The 19074-nt window shown below is 59.1% G+C and carries 18 protein-coding genes; 7 read left to right on the plus strand and 11 right to left on the minus strand.

The features are described from left to right. Window position 1 precedes the first annotated feature (1 nt). Window positions 2-1144 (plus strand): molecular chaperone DnaJ, encoded by a 1143-nt coding sequence (gene dnaJ / locus AVCG78_RS16955; RefSeq protein ID WP_012654731.1) that lies wholly within the window; start codon window positions 2-4, stop codon window positions 1142-1144. Window positions 1145-1185: 41 nt separating this feature from the next. Here dnaJ and AVCG78_RS16960 read toward each other — a convergent pair whose 3' ends face one another. Further along, a complete protein-coding gene (locus AVCG78_RS16960; RefSeq protein ID WP_071202461.1) occupies window positions 1186-1410 on the minus strand; it encodes a SlyX family protein in 225 nt (74 codons plus the stop codon). A gap of 162 nt (window positions 1411-1572) precedes the next feature. Here AVCG78_RS16960 and recF point away from each other — a divergent pair, with 162 nt between their 5' ends. From recF to AVCG78_RS16975, 3 genes are read left to right on the plus strand one after another with little or no spacing between them, the layout of a single operon-like run. Further along, window positions 1573-2697: a DNA replication/repair protein RecF gene (recF, locus tag AVCG78_RS16965; RefSeq protein WP_071202463.1), complete on the plus strand. Its 1125-nt coding sequence runs from the start codon at window positions 1573-1575 to the stop codon at window positions 2695-2697. Between the two features lie 20 nt (window positions 2698-2717). Further along, entirely contained in the window at window positions 2718-3503 is a 786-nt protein-coding gene (locus AVCG78_RS16970; RefSeq protein ID WP_409065465.1) for a molybdopterin-synthase adenylyltransferase MoeB, read from the plus strand. A 42-nt stretch (window positions 3504-3545) separates the two neighbouring features. Further along, window positions 3546-4022: a GNAT family N-acetyltransferase gene (locus tag AVCG78_RS16975; RefSeq protein WP_081355219.1), complete on the plus strand. Its 477-nt coding sequence runs from the start codon at window positions 3546-3548 to the stop codon at window positions 4020-4022. 78 nt (window positions 4023-4100) lie between these two features. Here the strand turns inward: AVCG78_RS16975 and AVCG78_RS16980 are convergent, their stop codons facing one another. Beyond that, window positions 4101-5105: a 2-hydroxyacid dehydrogenase gene (locus AVCG78_RS16980; protein ID WP_012654736.1), complete on the minus strand. Its 1005-nt coding sequence runs from the start codon at window positions 5103-5105 to the stop codon at window positions 4101-4103. Window positions 5106-5393: 288 nt separating this feature from the next. Here AVCG78_RS16980 and AVCG78_RS16985 point away from each other — a divergent pair, with 288 nt between their 5' ends. Next, window positions 5394-5933, plus strand: a complete 540-nt coding sequence (locus AVCG78_RS16985; protein ID WP_087727057.1) for an SH3 domain-containing protein — start codon at window positions 5394-5396, stop codon at window positions 5931-5933. Between the two features lie 43 nt (window positions 5934-5976). Here the strand turns inward: AVCG78_RS16985 and AVCG78_RS16990 are convergent, their stop codons facing one another. The 4 genes from AVCG78_RS16990 to AVCG78_RS17005 form a co-directional block, all read right to left on the minus strand. Beyond that, window positions 5977-6969, minus strand: a complete 993-nt coding sequence (locus AVCG78_RS16990; protein ID WP_071203102.1) for an adenosine kinase — start codon at window positions 6967-6969, stop codon at window positions 5977-5979. Between the two features lie 111 nt (window positions 6970-7080). Beyond that, a complete protein-coding gene (locus AVCG78_RS16995; RefSeq protein ID WP_234665129.1) occupies window positions 7081-8643 on the minus strand; it encodes a putative bifunctional diguanylate cyclase/phosphodiesterase in 1563 nt (520 codons plus the stop codon). A gap of 213 nt (window positions 8644-8856) precedes the next feature. Beyond that, a complete protein-coding gene (locus AVCG78_RS17000) occupies window positions 8857-11289 on the minus strand; it encodes a YbcC family protein (protein WP_409065466.1) in 2433 nt (810 codons plus the stop codon). Window positions 11290-11302: 13 nt separating this feature from the next. Further along, the gene (locus AVCG78_RS17005) at window positions 11303-12874 is read right to left on the minus strand and encodes an NADH-quinone oxidoreductase subunit L (protein ID WP_081355229.1); all 1572 of its coding nucleotides are present in this window, start codon (window positions 12872-12874) and stop codon (window positions 11303-11305) included. Between the two features lie 109 nt (window positions 12875-12983). Between AVCG78_RS17005 and AVCG78_RS17010 the strand changes: the two genes are divergently transcribed. Further along, window positions 12984-13868, plus strand: coding sequence for a LysR family transcriptional regulator (locus AVCG78_RS17010; protein ID WP_012654742.1), 885 nt, complete (start codon window positions 12984-12986; stop codon window positions 13866-13868). Window positions 13869-13907: 39 nt separating this feature from the next. Here AVCG78_RS17010 and AVCG78_RS17015 read toward each other — a convergent pair whose 3' ends face one another. Next, window positions 13908-15023: a lipocalin-like domain-containing protein gene (locus AVCG78_RS17015; RefSeq protein ID WP_234665128.1), complete on the minus strand. Its 1116-nt coding sequence runs from the start codon at window positions 15021-15023 to the stop codon at window positions 13908-13910. Window positions 15024-15107: 84 nt separating this feature from the next. Further along, window positions 15108-15278 carry a hypothetical protein gene (locus AVCG78_RS17020; protein ID WP_156582664.1) on the minus strand — a complete coding sequence of 57 codons (171 nt, stop codon included), beginning with the start codon at window positions 15276-15278 and terminating at the stop codon, window positions 15108-15110. A 162-nt stretch (window positions 15279-15440) separates the two neighbouring features. Between AVCG78_RS17020 and AVCG78_RS17025 the strand changes: the two genes are divergently transcribed. After that, window positions 15441-16127 (plus strand): TetR/AcrR family transcriptional regulator, encoded by a 687-nt coding sequence (locus AVCG78_RS17025; RefSeq protein WP_234665127.1) that lies wholly within the window; start codon window positions 15441-15443, stop codon window positions 16125-16127. 156 nt (window positions 16128-16283) lie between these two features. Here AVCG78_RS17025 and guaA read toward each other — a convergent pair whose 3' ends face one another. The 3 genes from guaA to AVCG78_RS17040 form a co-directional block, all read right to left on the minus strand. After that, window positions 16284-17846 (minus strand): glutamine-hydrolyzing GMP synthase, encoded by a 1563-nt coding sequence (guaA, locus tag AVCG78_RS17030; RefSeq protein ID WP_012654745.1) that lies wholly within the window; start codon window positions 17844-17846, stop codon window positions 16284-16286. A gap of 84 nt (window positions 17847-17930) precedes the next feature. Continuing rightward, window positions 17931-18569, minus strand: coding sequence for a 5'-methylthioadenosine/S-adenosylhomocysteine nucleosidase (locus AVCG78_RS17035; RefSeq protein ID WP_012654746.1), 639 nt, complete (start codon window positions 18567-18569; stop codon window positions 17931-17933). Next, on the minus strand, window positions 18566-19003 hold the full coding sequence (locus AVCG78_RS17040) for a PaaI family thioesterase (protein WP_060719693.1): 438 nt from the start codon (window positions 19001-19003) through the stop codon (window positions 18566-18568). Before AVCG78_RS17040 ends, AVCG78_RS17035 begins: the two co-directional genes overlap by 4 nt. Window positions 19004-19074 lie beyond the last annotated feature (71 nt).

Below are 19074 nucleotides of genomic sequence, written 5' to 3' on the forward strand. Positions count from 1 at the left end.
GATGGCAAAAGCAGATTTCTACGAGACCCTCGGTGTCTCCAAAACCGCAGATGAAAAAGAGCTGAAAAGCGCCTTCCGCAAGCTGGCGATGAAGTTTCACCCGGACAAGAATCCTGGTGATGCCGAATCCGAGCGGAAGTTCAAGGAAATTAACGAGGCCTATGAAACGCTGAAGGACCCGCAAAAACGGGCCGCTTATGACCGTTTCGGCCACGCTGCCTTTGAGCAGGGTGGCATGGGCAGCGCTGGCGGCGGCGGTGGTTTTGCCGGCGGTGGATTCTCGGATATTTTCGAGGACATCTTTGGCGAGATGATGGGCGGCGGTCGTGGCGGCAATGCGCGTGGACGCTCCACAGGCGGTCGTGAACGTGGTGCCGACCTGCGCTACAATATGGAAATTTCGCTGGAAGAAGCCTTTACTGGCAAGACGGCGCAAATCCGGGTTCCGACCTCGATTACCTGTGAAGTCTGTTCCGGTTCGGGCGCCAAGCCCGGCACCAAGCCGACCACCTGCGCCACCTGCCAGGGGTCTGGCCGGGTGCGGGCTGCCCAGGGCTTCTTTTCCATTGAGCGGACCTGCCCGACCTGTCAGGGTCGGGGCCAGACGATCAGCGATCCCTGCGGCAAATGCCATGGCCAGGGCCGCGTCACGGAAGAGCGTCAGCTGTCCGTTTCCATTCCGTCCGGCATCGAAGATGGGACACGCATTCGTCTTCAGGGCGAGGGCGAAGCGGGCCTGCGAGGGGGGCCGTCAGGCGATCTCTATATTTTCCTGTCGGTCAAGCCGCACCAGTTCTTCCAGCGCGAAGGTGCCGATCTCTACTGCTCCGTGCCGATCTCGATGACAACAGCGGCCCTCGGCGGCACGTTCGACGTGACCACGCTGGATGGAACCAAGTCGCGGGTCACCGTGCCTGAGGGTACCCAGCCCGGCAAGCAGTTCCGCTTGAAGGGTAAGGGCATGCCGGTGCTGCGCTCGGCGCAGATGGGTGATCTCTACATCCAGATCCAGATCGAGACGCCGCAGAAGCTGACCAAGCGCCAGCGCGAGTTGCTGCAGGAATTCGACCAGATTTCGTCCAAGGAGAACAATCCAGAATCGACTGGATTTTTCGCCCGGATGAAAGAGTTCTTCGAAGGTTGATGAAAAAAGGCCGGTGCGCTTCGCATCGGCCTTTTCCACGGTCAATAATGTGGAGGCTTGGTGATCGGTACACTGTCCGCTGCTTGTTCTTCGAGGCTGAGAAACCGTTCCGTCAGCCGATCAAGCTTGGCCCGCGTCTGCTCCACTACTTTCCACTGCTCGGTCAACTGATCTGAAAGCTCTTCGATGGTCTTGGCCTGATAGGCAACCGTTTCTTCAAGCCGGATCAGGCGGTCTTCTGCGTCGGTTTCTTTCGCGCTAGCCATGCTGTACTCCTGCCATTGTCTTCGTCAGGACGAGCTACTGCATAATTGCCTGAAACGGAATTGCTTTGGGCTTGATGCAGAAAATATAATGTTACAGCTTCTTTCGTGTCTCTCGTATGACGCTACAGCTTTGTCCCGTGAGACGGTTTGATATGGGAATGCATGGCTGAGAAAACCTTCATCAACCGCCTGCAACTGACGGATTTCCGCAATTATGGTGCGGCTTCTTTGCGGCTTGATGGCCGGCATGTGGTGTTGACCGGCAATAATGGTTCCGGCAAGACCAATCTGATGGAAGCGGTGTCCTTTCTATCGCCAGGGCGCGGGCTGCGCCGGGCGGTGCTGTCCGATGTGGCGCGGGCCGGTGCGGCAAGCGGATTTTCGATTTTTGCCAGCCTGGAGGGCATGGCCGGAGACGTGGAGCTTGGCACCGGTTCGGAGGTTCTGGACGAGACGGCGGTGCGGCGTCTGCGCATCAATGGCGCCTCGGTGCGCTCCGTCGATGAATTGACCGATCATCTGCGCGTTCTCTGGCTGACGCCCGCCATGGACGGTCTCTTCACCGGCTCCTCTTCCGAGCGGCGCCGGTTTCTGGATCGGCTGGTCCTGTCGATCGATCCACAGCATGGCCGTCGCGCCAGCGACTTCGAGCGCGCCATGCGCAGCCGCAACAAGCTGCTCTCTGAAGGTCGTTTCGATGCCAGTTGGCTTGCCGGGATAGAGCAGCAGATGGCGGCGCTCGGCATTGCCATGGCGCTCGCCCGTCAGGAAATGATGCGGTTGCTGGCCGCTCTTATCGAGCAGCGACGGGAGCCTGAAACTTTTCCGGGGGCAGACCTGATGCTGTCGGGCTTCATGGATGAGCATGCTGGCACGGCGGCTATCGATCTCGAAGACACCTATCGCGACAGTCTGGCAGGCTCCAGGGGCAGGGATGCGGCGGCGGGCCGCACGCTGGAGGGGCCGCATCGCAGCGATCTTCTGGTCCGTCACCGGGAAAAGGACATGGAAGCCGAGCGCTGTTCGACCGGCGAGCAGAAGGCTCTGCTGATCGGCCTGATCCTTGCCCATGCCGAACTGGTGGCGACGATGACCGGTTTTGCGCCGATCCTGCTTTTGGATGAAATTGCCGCCCATCTCGACGAGGGCCGTCGCGCTGCCCTGTTCGACCGGATCGACGTGCTCGGCGGCCAGGCTTTCATGACCGGTACCGATGCGCAGATGTTTGCAAGTCTGGGCGATCGGGCACAATTCGTCACTGTGGATGACGGCCATCTGTCATTGTGACTATTCGGAAAGCCAAAGACATGCAACAACAGGCCATGGAGACGCTTTCATCCGAAGAAATCCAGCGTTATCAACGCCACATCCTGTTGCCGGAAATCGGCGGGGCAGGCCAGCAGAAGCTGAAAGCCGCCCGCGTGCTGGTGATTGGCGCAGGCGGGCTTGGCGCGCCCGTGCTGCAATATCTAGCCGCAGCCGGTATCGGCACGCTGGGTATTGCCGATGACGACCACGTCTCGCTCTCCAACCTGCAACGGCAGGTGATCCATGACAGCGGCACGCTGCACGACCTGAAGACGGAAAGCGCGGCAAAGGCCATTGCCAGACTCAATCCACATGTGCGCGTGATGCGGTTCGAGCAACGCTTCGATGCGGATTTCGCGGCAACGCATCTGCCCGGGTTCGATCTGCTGATCGACGGTTCAGACAATTTCGACAGCCGCTATGCTGCCGCCGATGCCGGACAACAGCATTGCCGCCCATTGGTGACCGGTGCTGTGGGGCGTTTTGAAGGCTCGCTGACAGTGCTGAAACCCTATGAGACCGGACCGGATGGGGTGCTCTATCCTGGTTACCGCGATCTTTTTCCGGAAAAGCCGCCTGCCGGTCTCATTCCCACCTGCGCCGAGACCGGCATTATCGGTGCGCTGACCGGGGTGATCGGCACCTTGATGGCCATGGAAGCGATCAAACTTATTACCGGCATTGGGGAACCGTTAGTAGGACGTCTGCTAATGTATGATGCCCTGTCCGCTCGGTTCGACACGGTGCGCTACCGGCGTCGTGACAGCAACAGGTCCGCGCCATGACAAAACAGGCCAGAGCGATGACAGGAACAGGAAAGGCTGACCATGGTCGAGATCATTCAGATCGACGAGCATTTTGAAAATTGGGATGATCTTCTGGCCCTAGTGCTGGAAGCTTTCGACTACATGCATCCGCTGATCGATCCGCCGTCTTCGGCGTTGAAGCTGACGGCGGAAGCCCTGAAAGCCAAGGCGCATGAGGAAATCGGCTATGCCGCCCTGATCGATGGCAAGCTGGTCGGCTGTCTGTTCTGCCGCCAGAGCGAGGCAGATCGGCTCTATGTCGGCAAGGTCGCCGTACTTCCCGGCCTTCAGGGGCAAGGGATTGGCCGCGCCATGCTGAAAGCGGCAGAAGGTGTTGCTCATGCCTGTGGTGTCAGGCACTTGCAATTGGAAACCCGTATCGAGCTTGATAACAATCACAAGCGCTTCGAAAAATGGGGCTTCCATGTTGTCGGGGAAAAAAGCCATCCCGGTTATGACCGGGCAACGTTCGTGCTGATGGAAAAGCCACTCGTCTGATGACAAGAACAGCCATTTTCAATGGCTGTTCTTATTTCAGTTTCGAACATCTCAAGCCTTTTATGAAAGTATCTGTGATCAGTCGCGCCCCGGCAAAACCCGGTTCGGTGGCCTGTGGCCATCGAAATAGGTGCGGATATTGATGATCACCTTGTCCCCCATATCGATCCGGCCTTCGATGGTTGCTGATCCCATATGCGGCAGCAACACGACCTTGCCGTCTTCCGCCAGCTTCAACAGCTTCGGGTTGACGGCCGGTTCATTTTCGAAAACATCCAGACCAGCGCCCGCGATCTTGCCGTCACGGATGCATTGAATGAGGGCACTCTCGTCGATAATGCCGCCCCGCGCGGTATTGACGATATAGCTGGTCGGTTGCATCAACGCCAAGCGCCGGGCCGAAAGCAGATGATAGGTGGCCGGTGTGGATGGACAATTGACCGAGACGATGTCGACCCGCGCCAGCATCTGGTCCAGACTGTCCCAATAGGTTGCCTCCAGCTCATCTTCCGTCTGCGGGCTGACCCGTTTGCGGTTGTGATAGTGGATGGCGAGGCCGAACGCCTTGGCGCGCCTGGCGACCGCGGTGCCGATCCGGCCCATGCCGACAATGCCGATCCGCTTGCCCCAGATCCGCCGTCCCAGCATCCAGGTCGGCGACCATCCGGCCCATTCGCCGGGCTGGTCAGTCAAGATACGCGAGCCTTCCGCCAGGCGCCGCGGACCGGCGAGAATCAGCGCCATGGTCATGTCGGCGGTATCTTCGCTCAGCACATTCGGCGTATTGGTCACGGTAATGCCCTTGCGGGCCGCGGCATCGACATCGATATGGTCGGTGCCGTTGGAAAAACTGGCAATCAGCTTCAGTTGCGGGCCAGCCGCCTCGATCAATCCGGCATCGATTCGGTCGGTCACGGTCGGCACCAGAACATCACAGGTTTTCACCGCATCCATCAGGGCGTCCCGGCTGCGCGGCGTGTCGTCAATGTTCAACTCTGCCTCGAACAATTCCCGCATGCGGGTTTCCACTGCGTCCGGCAGTTTGCGCGTGATGTAAACCTTGGTCTTTTTCCGCTGGGTCATGAAGACTTTCGATGCTTTGTAAACAGGTCCTTAACCAACACAGGCGATGATTCCGGCCAGTCGTCGCGCGTCGCTGGCGCGGGACGGATGTTTCAAGAGGTTTCGCCAGCTCCGCACTATTATTCTCGAGCCATTATGGTCGAGAGAGATATTGCGCAGTCCGGCTTATTTCTATCAAACCTGTTCGGGAAGACAATTATATCTTCGCCGTTAAGGATCACATACAAGCGACGGAACCGCTGGCGGGGGCTTTGGGTTTCGTTTTATCGATCGATCAACGGAAATGCCATGCCCAACGGGTTCAAACGCTCCTGTCTCATTCCTTTCATCGCCGCTCTCTGTGTCATATGGGCAGGCGCCGCCGTCGCGCAAGGTCCAGCCAAGGGCATGAGCGGCCTGCCGCTGCCGCGTTTCGTGACGTTGAAATCGGCGCGGGTCAATCTGCGTATCGGTCCCAGCACGGATTATGCCACGTCCTGGATGTATACGCGTGCAGGTTTGCCGGTTGAAATCATTCAGGAATATGACAATTGGCGGCGTATTCGCGATGCCGATGGTACCGAGGGCTGGGTAAACCAGACATTGCTGTCCGGTGAACGCAGCGCCCTTGCAGCCCCGTGGATGAAGGGCAAGGGCGACGATATCTATGTGAATATGCGCCGTGAAGGGCAGGCAGGAGCGGGCGTGGTCGCCAAGCTTCAACCCGGCGTGCTGATAAAGCTGCTGGAATGCAATGGCAATTGGTGCCGCGCCGAAGTGGACGGCACCAAAGGATGGGTTGCCCAGGGGGAAATCTGGGGCGCTTATCCCGGCGAAGCCTTCAAATAAGGGGAGCCTCTAGATAACGGAAGGCTTCCCATAAGCGGGCCTTTTAAATAAGCCCTGCTTCGGCGGCTGCTTCTTGCAGCGAGGCCAGCGGTCGCGGTCCCATCTGCTGGATGACCAGACCGGCTGCTAGGCAACCGAGCTTGCCACACTCTTCCAGAGTCCGCCCCTGCGTATAGCCATAAAGAAAACCGGAGGCGAACAGATCGCCGGCACCGGTCGTGTCGACCAATTCGGCGATGGTGGTGGCAGGCACATGGATGCGCTCGCTGCCGCGGATGATCATCGCTCCCTCTTCGCTCATGGTCACGGCGGCCAGTTTGCAATCCTTGGCGATCTGGTCCAGTGCTGCGTCGAAATCCTCTGTTTCATAGAGGGCAAGCGCTTCCTGCCGATTGGCAAACACGATATCGACGGTGCCTGAGCGCATCAGGTCGAGGAATTCGGCGCGGTAGCGATGCACGCAGAAACTGTCGGACAGGGTCATCGACATCTCCCGTCCATGCTCATGGGCAATGCGGGCGCAATCGACGATCGCCTGCTTGGCACGCGGCGGGTCCCAGAGATAGCCTTCGAAATAGGTGACCTTGGCCTGTTTCACCACCTCCGGCTCGACATCTTCAGGACCGAACTCGACGCAGGCGCCGAGATAGGTGTTCATCGAGCGCTCGCCGTCTTCGGTGACGAAAATCATGCAGCGAGCGGTTGGCGGATGCTGGCCCTTGGCCGTGGTCTGGTAATGAACGCCCTGGGCGCGAATGTCATGGGCGAAAATTTCACCCAATTCGTCTTCGGCGACCTTGCCGAAATAAGCCGCCTTACCGCCAAAACTGGCAATGCCTGCCGCCGTATTGCCCGCACTGCCGCCGGAGGCCTCGATGGCAGGCCCCATCAGGCTGTAAAGCCGTGTGGCGCGCTCCGCATCGATCAGGTTCATGGCACCTTTGACGATGCCGTTTTCTTCCAGGAACTGATCCTCACAGCGGGAGATGATGTCAACGATAGCGTTGCCGATGGTGAGCACGTCAAATTGCGTCATGGGAGGCTGAATCCGTCCATTGATATTACGATAAGCTCTTAGCGAATTTTGGCGTTCAGGAAAGATAAAATTGCCGGCCTGAATGGCCCCGCCGGCTATCGAGCTCAGTTTCTATCGTGCCACGGTTGCCGAATCTGGCTTTATTGTGGCATCCCTGGTCGTTAATGAGAGCGCCTCTTCTGCTGGCAGCGCCTTGCTGAACAAAAAGCCCTGGCCGAAATCGCAGCCGATGCTTTTCAGAAATGCCAACTGATTCTCATCCTCGATACCCTCGGCGGTAGTGGCAATGCCAAGACCCTGGCCGAGGCCCAGAATGGCGCGCATGATATCTTCCTGTTTTTTGTCAACATCGTAGCTCATGACAAAACTCCGATCGATCTTGATTTTGTCGAAGGTGAATTTCGACAATTGCGACAGGCTGGAATAGCCCGTGCCAAAATCGTCCAAGGCAATCCGAATGCCGCTCTGCCGGAGATCCGCCAGGATCTGGGTTGCCAGTTCGATATCATGCACCAGCGCTGTCTCGGTGATCTCGATCTCCAGCCGGCTGGGTGGAAATCCTGTCTCCATCAGGATCGACATGATCCGCAGGCTCAACTGGCGGTCGATGAATTGCGTTGGCGAGATGTTGAAGGCTAGCCGTACAGTGTCGGGCCATTGCAGCGCGTCAAGACAAGCCTGGCGAAACAGACTATCCGACAGCTCAACAATCAGCCCGGCAGTTTCCGCCAATTCGATGAAATCACTGGGGGGAACATAGTGGTTAGGGCCGGTCTTCCATCGCGCCAACGCCTCGAATCCACGCAATTCACCGGACTTGAGGTCGATCAAAGGTTGATAATAGGGAACGATCAGGTTGTCACGGATCGCACGCTTCAGCGCCATTTCGGTTTCGGCCCGCCGCATGACCCGGTCTTCCATGATTCGCTCGAAGCCATAGACGCTGTTCTGCCCGGCTTTCTTGGCGACATACATCGCCACATCGGCGCAGTGCGTGGCATCCTTGAAGTCGTCGCTGTCTTCCGGAAACAGCGCAAAACCAACACTGGCACCGATTTCGCTGGTCATGCCGCCAATATCGTAAGGATTGCACAAAAGCCTGGCGATATGCTGGCCCGCATGGCGATAATCCATATTCGCCGAGCGAGGGCTGACCAACAGGAATTCATCGCCGCCCATCCGGTAGACATCGGCATTGGGCAGCGCATGCATCAAGCGCTGCGCCACTTCCCGCAAAAGCAGGTCGCCGCCCTGATGGCCCACGAGGTCGTTGACCTTCTTGAACCCGTCGAGATCTATCGAATAGATCACCCAATGGCGTCCATCCTGCAAGGTTTCCATCTCCGCCTGCCGATCGGACAGGGCCCGGCGATTGGGAAGGCCCGTCAGGGGATCGTGATGGGCCAGCCAGTCCATATTGTCTTCGGCGGTGTTTCTCAAGCGGATCTCGGCCTTCAGCTCGCCAATGCGCCTGGCCGCGAAGATCAGACTAAGCAGACCGGTAATGCTGATAACATTGAAAAGCTCGTCGAGCTGCCAGGCTTCGTTGCGATGCAGGAAGGCGTCGAGATGTTCATGGAAGTTGAAACGAATGGCAATCGCCCATATCACAGCCCCGACACTCAGCAATATAGCGGCGTCTTTTATAGGCTTGTTCTGAAATATGGATGCCATCTTCACGCTGTCGATCTCCCCAGCCACGGTCAACCCCGTTTGCCAGTCATGACGAAAGCACAATCACTGTGAAATAGCCGTTAAAAATATTCCTTAAATAGGAAATACGCAGATTTGATGGACATAATTATGATGCCAGATTGGGATCATCGCAGACGGAATGCCCACCCCAGACCGCGCTCATTGGATTTCTGTTTTAGCCGTCAGTCCCGATTACACGGCAACCTTGAGCTTTGACCTCTGTTCGGCGTCCTCTGTGTCATCTATCGGCACCCATTGCAGACCGCCATTGTATCGCCAGGCCATGCGGCCCTCGTCATCAAGAGAAAAGAGGTGTAACCAGCCATTGTCGAACAGGGCCCGCACCCCGTCATGGCGGCCCAGTACCTCACTGATTGCCTCGACGGGCGCCTCAAGGCAGACCGATAGGCGCAGCGGTTCGTGCATATAGTTCTGCCCGTCATGGACCGATTGCCAGGGAAGACCGGCCCGCAAAAGCCCGCCATTGCCTTCCACCACGCCGATGCCACCCGTCACATTGTGCAGAAGCTTGTTGCCACCACCGAAAGCCTCAGGTGCCACGGTCGAGCCGTAATATTGCAGGCTGATCCAGCTCGCAACGATGACCGGGGCGGTCAGGATCAGTTCCAGCGTGCCAAAGCTTTTGTCCTGTTTCCAGTCATAATCATGCAGGAAGGCTTGTCCTTCGAGGTTTTTAGTGGCGGTGCGTGATCTGGGAGCGGCGATAAAGGCCTTGCAGCCAGCCAGTGCCCATTCGGGCCGGGTCTCTGACCAGTCGCGGCTGCGTTTTGAGAGGGAGGCCTCATCTGCCGCGCGCGGCAGGCGAAGCGCGCGCTCGCCCCTTGCAAGCCTGCCTGCATCGGCAAGCCAGGTTCTGGCCTGTGCGATATCGGCCTCATGGGTTTGGCAGGGATGATAATCCGCATAGAGCGTCATCCGGTCGGTGGTCGTATCATGCAGGGCCGCCAGAAACAGTGTATCCTGCGGGATCTCGATACCGATCTCGGTCAGTCCGGCCCGGACCTCAGGGTCATTCAGCAAGGCCGCCAGTAGGCGGGCATTGACCTCGCCTGAATAACCGCCGCAGGCACCGCAATGCAGGCCGCTAGCATGAGGATTGTTGACAGTATTGGCGCCATGCCCCGCTAAAAGCACCAGCCGCGCAAAGCCCGTGGTCAGCGACATGGCGCGTAGCACCGCCCCGGCTGCCTTGACCCGGCTCGCCAGATCGAGCGCCGGATCGAGTTGTGGTGCGGGGTCATTCGGGGCTGAAGCGTGGGGGAGGCCGAGTGCATCACTCAGCAGCTTGCCGACATAGATCGGCCCCGTCGCCTCGACGAAAGCGAAGGAAGAGACAGCCGCCAGCTTGAACCGGCCCCAGGCCCGCTTTGCCCGGGCCTTGACCCGCTGCGGCTCGGCATCCTCGGCCCTGTAAGGCCCGCCAGCGCGGGATTTGAGTGCAGGATTGAGCAGAACTGGAAACCGCGATTCCGCGACATCGGAGGCGAAACGGCGATGCGACGCGGCCAGACCGAAAAAGCCTGCAAAGCCGAGCGTCTGGATCTGTGGATTGAGGCTCTCAAGCGCACGGCGAAACACTTCGGAGCGCACATCGATGCAGAAGGCGGCCTGAACCAGAGGCCGGGTCTCGTGGATCTGCGGGGCGTTTCCTGCTAGAATCCGTGCCAGTTCTCGTTGTGCCGCACGTTCGGCTGCGTCCTGAAGGATGGCGTCGATCATCAGGTCGGGGGTCGCCACGACCGGTGCCGCATGGGCAACCCGCACATGCGCCCAGGCTTCGCCGATTTGGTCGCCATAGCGCAGAAACAGCGCCTCTTCCCAGATCAGCCGGATTGCCAGAAGGTCGGTGATCGTTTGGTCGGATCCACCGGCCAGTTCCGCCTGCCAGAGCTTGTAGCGTGCATATTGCCCCCAGCCACCCAATGACATCAGCATCTGGTGAAAATAGGTCTCCAGCGCCTCGACAGGCAAGTCGAGGCGAGTGCAGACACGGGCGATAACCGCCATTGCTGTTTCAGGTGCCTCCGAGACATGCCTTGCAAAACCGCGCAGACCGGCGATTTCCGGCGTCAGGTCATGGGTTGCCACGGCCCGCCAGGCACCGTAGGCGCTCTTGCCGCGGGGCGCGGCCCAAAGCGCCTGACCCTCATCGAAATAGCCCGCCATCCAGGCACCAAGCCGCTCGGTTAGCAGACCCGGCCAATCCACCCCGGAGGCCCGCGCCGCCAGATCCGCCACCGAGGCCAGTGCCTGTGGTCTTGGCGGGTTGAGAGCGGCGGCGGCCTTCAGTGCGGCAAGATCGGTTGGCCGCAGATCGGCAGGCGCGCAGGCCAAGGCCGCGAGCAGATCCGCATCGGAAATCTCACCCGTGTCAATTTTCTGCTGGTACCAGTGGCGCGGCATGGTGATGGCGATGCCCGCCACCCGCACCAGCCGGGCGCCCGCCTTCGCAAGGGTTTCACCAGCCTGCCCCAGAAAAGGATTGACGGCGACACTCGACATCAGCGGCCAGACGGGAGGAATGGCCCGTGCGGCACGGTCCGCCGCCGTCTCGAAGATCATCGGATCGGCTTTGATTGGGATAGGGCTATGCAACATGATCAAAACTCCGATTTCATCAAGACAGGCTGCGGATCGACCAGCCGCCGACCAGGCGGTCGAAGATGGCATTGACGTAGAAGCCGTTGGAAAGATGGACGCGCAGGCCCGCCGCTGCCGGATGATAGGCCCAGAGCGGGAACATCGCCTGCACGACGGCGACCAGTCCGAAACTGACGACGGCCAGCACGATCAGCGCCCATTCCAGCGGTTCCGGTGCAGGCGTGGGGGGCAAGACCCCCGATGTCATCAGGGTGGCAGCCATTTGCAGGGCGAAATAGCCGACCGAAGTGGTGATGGCATAGACCGCCGTGCGCAGGGTCAATGCCTTGGGGGCAGCATCGGCAAAGCCTTGGGCGAGCATATAGGCGACACCGAAAATCAGGATGGCTCCAAGCGCAATGGCTTGTGGCGATTTATGCGTCAGCCCGAAACACAGGCCCACGACACAGTAGATGGCAAGGGCCGACAGAAAGGCTCGCCCGACCGCGCCCGCATTGGGTATGGCCACCGGGCCGGGCCTGGGTATCGCGGCGACCCGTTCTACCGCACCACCGGAGGCGAGGAAGGAATGGGCTTTGTAGAGTGAATGCGCCACGATATGTAGCAGGGCCAGCGCAAACAGCCCCAGGCCGCATTCGAAGATCATGAAGCCCATTTGCGCAACGGTAGACCAGGCCAGTGAGGTTTTGACCGCTGGTTGGGTCAGCATCACCAGACTGCCGAACAGGGCCGTGAAGCCGCCCAGTATGACCAGCGCAGCCAGCACGCCGGCGGCAAGCAGCATGACATCGGCAAAACGGATCAGCAGAAAGCCACCGGCGTTGATCACCCCCGCATGCAAAAGTGCGGAAACAGGGGTTGGTGTTTCCATCACCTCGGTCAGCCAGCCATGCGTGGGAAACTGCGCGGATTTAAGCGCCGCTGCCAGCGCCAGCAGGCTTGCTGCGGCAACAATAAGGCCTCCGCTCTGTCCTGCGTCATATCCGGCACGGGCAGCATTGAGGATTTCGCTGATATCGGCGGTTCCATACGCCATTGCCAGCAAAACGGCCGCACCGGCCAGCGCTGCATCGCCGAGGCGGGCGGTGATGAATTTCTTGCGTGCGGCGCGCTGTGCCGCCACCCGCCCTGGATAAAACAGCAGCAATTTATGCAGAAACAGGCTGGTGGCGATCCAGGCGACCACCAATTGTAGCAGGTTGCCCGCCGTGACCAGCAACAGCACCGAGGCAAGTGTGGCGCAGAGCCAGCCGGTAAACGGCCCCTGCCGGTCCTCGCCATCCAGATAGGTGGCGGCATAGCGTGTGACCACCCAGCCGATGAATGTCACCAGAACCAGCATGGTAGCGCTGACGGCATCCAGCCGAACCGATAGACCCACCGTGGCAAACCCGATCAACGGGCTGCTGCCGGGGCCTAGCAGGATCAGCGCGATGACTGAGGCCAGCGCAATTGCAAGTGCCAGCAGCGCTGCGGCCTGCGCAAGCCGAGGGCTATGTCTGGGCCTTTGCTGTTTTTGGGCAAAGCTGATGACGGCGCTTGCAAGCAGGGCAAGGGGCGCCAGCAAGGGCAGGAACTGGATGGACACGGGTGGCATTCCCTTCAGGCAAGATCGCTTCGGAGACCACTCTTATCCAAGCCCTGAGCCCAAGAAAAATTCATTGTTTTGTCAATATCGTTCGTTTTAAAAGAACGATATGAGAGATCTGAATTTTAATCATCTCCGCTATTTCTGGGCGGTCGCGCATGAAGGCAGCCTGACACGGGCCGCTCAACACATGAACCTGTCGCAATCGGCGCTCTCGGTTCAGATCCAGAAGCTCGAACATCAGATGGGTCATGCGCTGTTTGAGCGCGTCGGCAAGAAGCTCGTGCTGACAGAGGCCGGACAGATCGCGCTGGATTATGCCGATACGGTGTTCAAGGCCGGTGACGAATTGATGAGCACGCTCAGTGGCCGCCCGACCGCCAGCCGTCAAGTGCTGCGGGTCGGGGCGCTGACAACGCTGTCGCGCAACTTTCAGCTGGAATTCCTGCGCCCGCTGGTCGGTCGCTCCGACGTGGAACTGATCGTGCGCTCCGGCAATATGCGCGATCTCCTGGCGCAACTCGAAGCCCATGCCGTCGATGTGGTGCTGGCAAACAGCGCCGCCCCGCGTGATGCACGCTCACTGCTGCGCAATCATCTGCTGAACGAGCAGCCGGTCAGCCTGGTTGGACGCCCCCGGCCTGATGGGCAGAGTTTTAAATTTCCCGACGACCTGCGCACCGAGCCGTTGCTACTGCCCAGCCTCGACAGCGATATCCGCGTGGCCTTTGACCGGATTCTCGAAATGGCCGGAATACGACCCATCATTCTCGCCGAGGTCGATGATATGGCGATGCTTCGCCTTCTGGCACGTGAGCGCGAAGGGCTCACGCTGGTGCCGCCGATCGTCGTGCGCGACGAACTGGAGGCGGGAGTGCTCATCGAACACTGCCGCATTCCAGAAGTCATCGAAAGCTTTTATGCAATCATTCAGAAACGACGCTTTCCCAATACGATGCTGGCCGAACTGCTGGCCAGCGGTAGGGTGTTATGATCGCGGTCTGCACCGGCTATCGCCGCCTTGGAGCCTTTGTCAGAGGTCGATACCGCCAATAAGTTCCAGGATAGCCGGCTTGTTGACGATGTTCGCGCCGATTTTGCCCTTCACCAGGCAGAGTGACTGGCATCCGCTATGCCCTTGTCCTGGTTGATAGACAAATTCTGGTCGCTCAAGCATCGCTGTCAGCACAATGTCGAGATTGATTGCCGGCGCGGTTATATGCGCAACAGCAGGATAACGCTGCCCGGTATCGCTGCTTGTCCAGATACGATCGTATTCCACCTGCGCATCGACATTCATCTGCACCCCGTCCTCGCGTAAATAGGTCAGGAAGGTCGAGCGCTGGTTGGGTTCCATGACATCCCAGAATGAAATCGCGCATTTGTCTGATGCCCCGAACGTCAGTCCCAGCCACGTCCAGTGAGATTGATTGATCTGTTCAGCCTTTTTCGCCTGCTCTTGCGGGTCGGCGGCTTCCGACTTGGCCCATTGCCGATCAAACCACACCGATTTCGCATCGACTGGAAACACGTCGCCATCAATGGTCATCGATCCCTTGGCCTGCATGTTGGGGAAGGCAAACTCATAGGAATCAGAGCCGAGAAAGCGGAGAAGGCCGGTTGTGCCGTTATAGAGTTCCTCTCGCTGCGGCGTCAGCACCACGTCGACGGAGTTCTGTCCCGATCCGAGCTTGAGCTGGAACTGTGACCGGTCCCCCTTCAGCGTGCCGAGGCTTGAATAGACATGGCATTCCGTCGTTGCAGCGCCGACTTTATCCGATGCCGGTTCTGAAGCGACTTGCGGTCGCCAGATGCCGTCAGATCCGTTCATCAGCAGGAACTCGGTCATGCTGCCCTGCGGGGTGACGCTTTGATGCCATTCGAAACCGACACTCTTGCCCCGACTTTCGAAGGCCGCATTGACATACCAGGATTCCAGAACGGTCGAGGGATGAGAAGCCAGGTCCTTGACCGTATCGACAAACAGCGGCGTGCCCGATGTGGAGCGGGCCGTGCCGGTGGCGATGGATGCACCCAAGCCAGAGGTCGCTGTGAGACTGAAGGCCCCAAGCGCCAAGCCCCCGCCAAGCACCGCCCGTCTGCGGGCCTTTTGCGACAGAAGGGGGAAATCTTTGTTCAAATCGCTCATTTTGCTATCTTTCAATTTTTCAAGTCGAGGATGCTTCAGCATGTCAGAGACTTGGTAATAGTTGTGCTTGTGGAGGAATACCCCCTAAGGGCGTGCGCGGGCTGCGGTGTTCCCAACGGGATCAGCCACGCCAGTTCCCATCATTTCAATGTGTGTGAAGCCGGTCACGGTTTCTCCGTCGAAGGTGCCGGATATCGTCGCCACGCCCTCGTATTTCGGTTCCGTGGGCGAGACGATTTCCTGCTCTACCGTCACAGCTGTGAGGCACCTCCCCACCGGATCGACCGTCTGCTTGCCGTTTGTGAGTGCGGAGGCAAACAGGTGTTGACATTGTTCATCGTTTACAATTTCGCTATGGACCTATAGCGAAACTCATAAACCCAATTGCCTCCGCTATCAAGAGCGCGTATCGCGGCGATGGGTGTCGATATCGACAGGGAAGCTTTTAAGATGAGTATTGTGTTGAACTCTGACGATTCAAATTCGCCGCAGCAGGGCCGGCCGCGCGATAAGAACCTTGATGATGCGCTTATTCGCGTCACGCTTGAGCTTCTCAGCCAGACGGGTCTTGAGGGTGTGACCATGGCCAAGGTCGGACGGCTGTCCGGTATTCCCGCGACCAGCATTTACAGACGCTATCCAGATGCAAAGAGCCTGATCATTGCGGCGATTGAGGATGATCTCGCAAAGCTGCAATTGCACTTGGAAGACCACGGTTCTCTGCGTGCCGACCTGCTGGCGTTTTTGAAAACGCTTGCCGAAGCGCTTAATCCAGAGCGGGCGCGTATGCTCGCGGGCCTGCTATTGCCCATGCACCATGATCCGGAATTAGCAGTTCTGCTTTCCAGGAAACTCGAAGCAATCCGCAACGAAGGATGGCGTGGTGTCATTGATCGGGCTGTGCAAAGGGGAGCATTGCGGGCGCAGGCCCTGGATGCGGTGCCGCTCGACGATGTGGCGCAAACGATGATTTTCTATCAAGCGGTGGTGAAGCGCATGCCGGCTGACGAAGCTTTCCTCAACCGACTGCTGGATACGGTTTTGATGCCTGCGCTACAGCGCCTGGGGAGTGGCGAGCCAGAAGCAAACGTCGGCAATGCCTGAAATTGCTGCTCACGAAAGCCGGTCTGCCAGCCGTACATCCTTTTGCACGGCTGGTTCCGTCTTCGCCTGCATCATGAATGCGAGGCCTGACGGGACGGGCCGCATAAATCCAGCGGCATCATGCGGCGGCCTATATGCGCGCCTGATCGGCAAAAATCATTCCCACTCGATGGTGCCGGGCGGCTTGGATGTCACATCATAGACGACCCGGTTGATGCCGCGGACTTCGTTGATGATGCGGGTAGCGGCACGGCCGAGGAATTCCATGTCATAGTGGTAGAAGTCTGCGGTCATGCCATCAACGGAGGTGACGGCGCGCAGTGCGCAGACGAATTCATAGGTACGGCCATCGCCCATCACGCCGACAGTCTGGACCGGCAGCAGCACGGCGAAGGCCTGCCAGATAGCATCGTAAAGACCGGCCTTGCGGATTTCGTCCAGATAGATGGCATCGGCTTCGCGCAGGATATCGAGCTTTTCGCGGGTCACGCCGCCCGGGCAGCGGATGGCAAGGCCGGGGCCGGGGAAGGGGTGACGGCCAATGAATGAGTCGGGCAGGCCAAGCTCCTTGCCCAGAACGCGCACTTCGTCCTTGAACAGCTCGCGCAGCGGTTCCACCAGCTTCATGTTCATGCGGTCTGGCAGGCCGCCGACATTGTGGTGGCTCTTGATGGTGACAGACGGGCCGCCGGAGAAGGAAACGCTTTCGATGACGTCAGGATAAAGCGTGCCTTGGCCGAGGAAGTCTGCGCCGCCGAGCTTCTTGGCTTCTTCCTCGAAGGTCTCGATGAACAGGCGGCCAATGATCTTGCGCTTGGTTTCCGGATCGGACACGCCTTCCAGCTCGCCGACGAAGCGGTCAATAGCATCGACATGGATCAGATGCAGATTGTAATGTTCCTTGAACATGGCAACGACATCCGCCGCCTCGTTCTTGCGCATCAACCCGTGGTCAACCAGAATGCAGGTCAGCTGGTCGCCAACCGCCTCATGGATCAGCAGAGCTGCGACCGAACTATCGACGCCGCCGGACAAGGCACAAATTACCCGCTTGTCGCCGACCTGGGCGCGGATCTGTTCCACGGCCTTAGCGCGGTAGGCTGACATGCTCCAGTCGCCAGTAATGCCAGCGATATTATGGACGAAATTCTGGATCAGCTTGGCGCCGTCAGGCGTATGCACCACTTCCGGGTGGAACTGCACGGCGTAATATTTGCGGGCCTCATCGGCAATGAACGCGAAAGGCGCATTGGAGGAGGTGGCCAGAACCCGAAAGCCCGGCGGGATCGCGGTGACGCGGTCGCCATGCGACATCCAGACCTGATGACGTGAACCAACCGACCAGAGACCTTCGAACAGCTTGCAATCCTGCTCGATCTCAAGGAAGGCGCGACCAAATTCGCGGTGATGTCCGGCTTCAACCTTGCCACCCAGCTGGGCGCAAATGGTTTGCTGGCCATAGCAGATGCCAAAGATTGGCAGGCCGCTGTCGAAAATCACCTGAGGAACGCGGGGGCTGCCTTCATCCAGTGCCGAGGCCGGGCTTCCAGACAGGATAACCGCTTTTGGCTTCAACCGTGCGAAGCCCTCTTCGGATGACTGGAAAGGGACGATTTCGCAGTACACGCCGGTTTCACGAACGCGCCGCGCAATCAGCTGCGTTACCTGGCTGCCGAAATCGATGATGAGAACGCTGTCGGGATGTGCTGTCTGGGTCATGTCGAGCCTTTAATGAAAAGCAGTGTCCGTGGCAATCCGGGAAATGCCGGCATGGCAAAAAATCTCGTGTTCGGCGCGGGCGGATCAGAACCAGAAGGTGCCGTCTTCCACTGCCTTGACCAGCGCGTCTACCGCTTGGGCCAGGTTGCGGTCAACGACATGCAGATACTCCGTCCAGTCGCCGACATGTTTCAGTTCCGCCTTGCCATCGGAAATACCGCGCAGGCCGATCAGCGGCAGGTTGAATGCCTGACAGGCGCGCAGCACCGCATAGGTTTCCATATCGACCATGTCAGCGGCGATGCTGTCATAGACCGGGCCTGAGACGATATTGCCGCCGGTCGACAGGCTGGCCACGGCAACGCCGGGAATGCGCAGCGGCAGGTCCACCGTAGCAGGCAGATCGAGGAACGGCGTACAGCCTTTCTCGAAACCGAGCGGCGAGGCGTCCATATCCCGGTAGGCGACCGAGGAGACCTGGTAGACCTCGGTCTGTTCCAGCCGTGCCGAGCCTGCCGAACCGAGCGAGACGACGAGATCGGGAAGCGTCCCTGCTGCCTGGAGGTCTCTTAGGGCATTGGTGGTGGCGATGGCGCTTTCCACGGGGCCAACCCCGGTCATCAGCGGTTGTATGCGCAGGCGCAGGAGCGGGCCATATTCGGCATCGACTGCCATGACGAACAGAATGGACTTGCTGCAAACCGATTTCAGTTCAAATGTCATTCTCTGATATCCTCACGGCCCCGCATCACCATCAGTGTGCTGGTCATCGAGGCAATCAATTTGGCTGGGCCGTCGGAGATGGCATAGCCACGGCCATCGGCGACGATAATGGTGGAGCCGGGCTTGGTGATCTCGCCGCGAAACAGAAAACGGTCGCCGCGCCCGGGCGACATCATGTTGACCTTGAATTCGATGGTCAGCAGCGAGGTTTCAGGCGCAATCACCGTATAGGCGGCGTAGCTGCAAGCCGCGTCGAGGGCGGCGGAAATTACGCCTGCATGCAGGAAGCCATGTTGTTGGGTGAGCTTGTCGTGAAACGCCAGCTCGATTTCCACCATTTTATGGCTGATGCGGGTCAGTTCCGCGCCAATGGTCTGCATGGCGCCCTGCCGTGCAAAGCTTGCCGTGATCCGCTGCTGGATATCCGCGTCCATGTGGCTGCCGCCTCTTTCCCTCTCGTCTGCCTGCCATTTGGCATGACGGAACCGGTTCGGCAAGCCTGTTG

Source organism: Gillisella vitis (genome assembly GCF_021559775.1).
Classification (GTDB): domain Bacteria; phylum Pseudomonadota; class Alphaproteobacteria; order Rhizobiales; family Rhizobiaceae; genus Allorhizobium; species Allorhizobium ampelinum.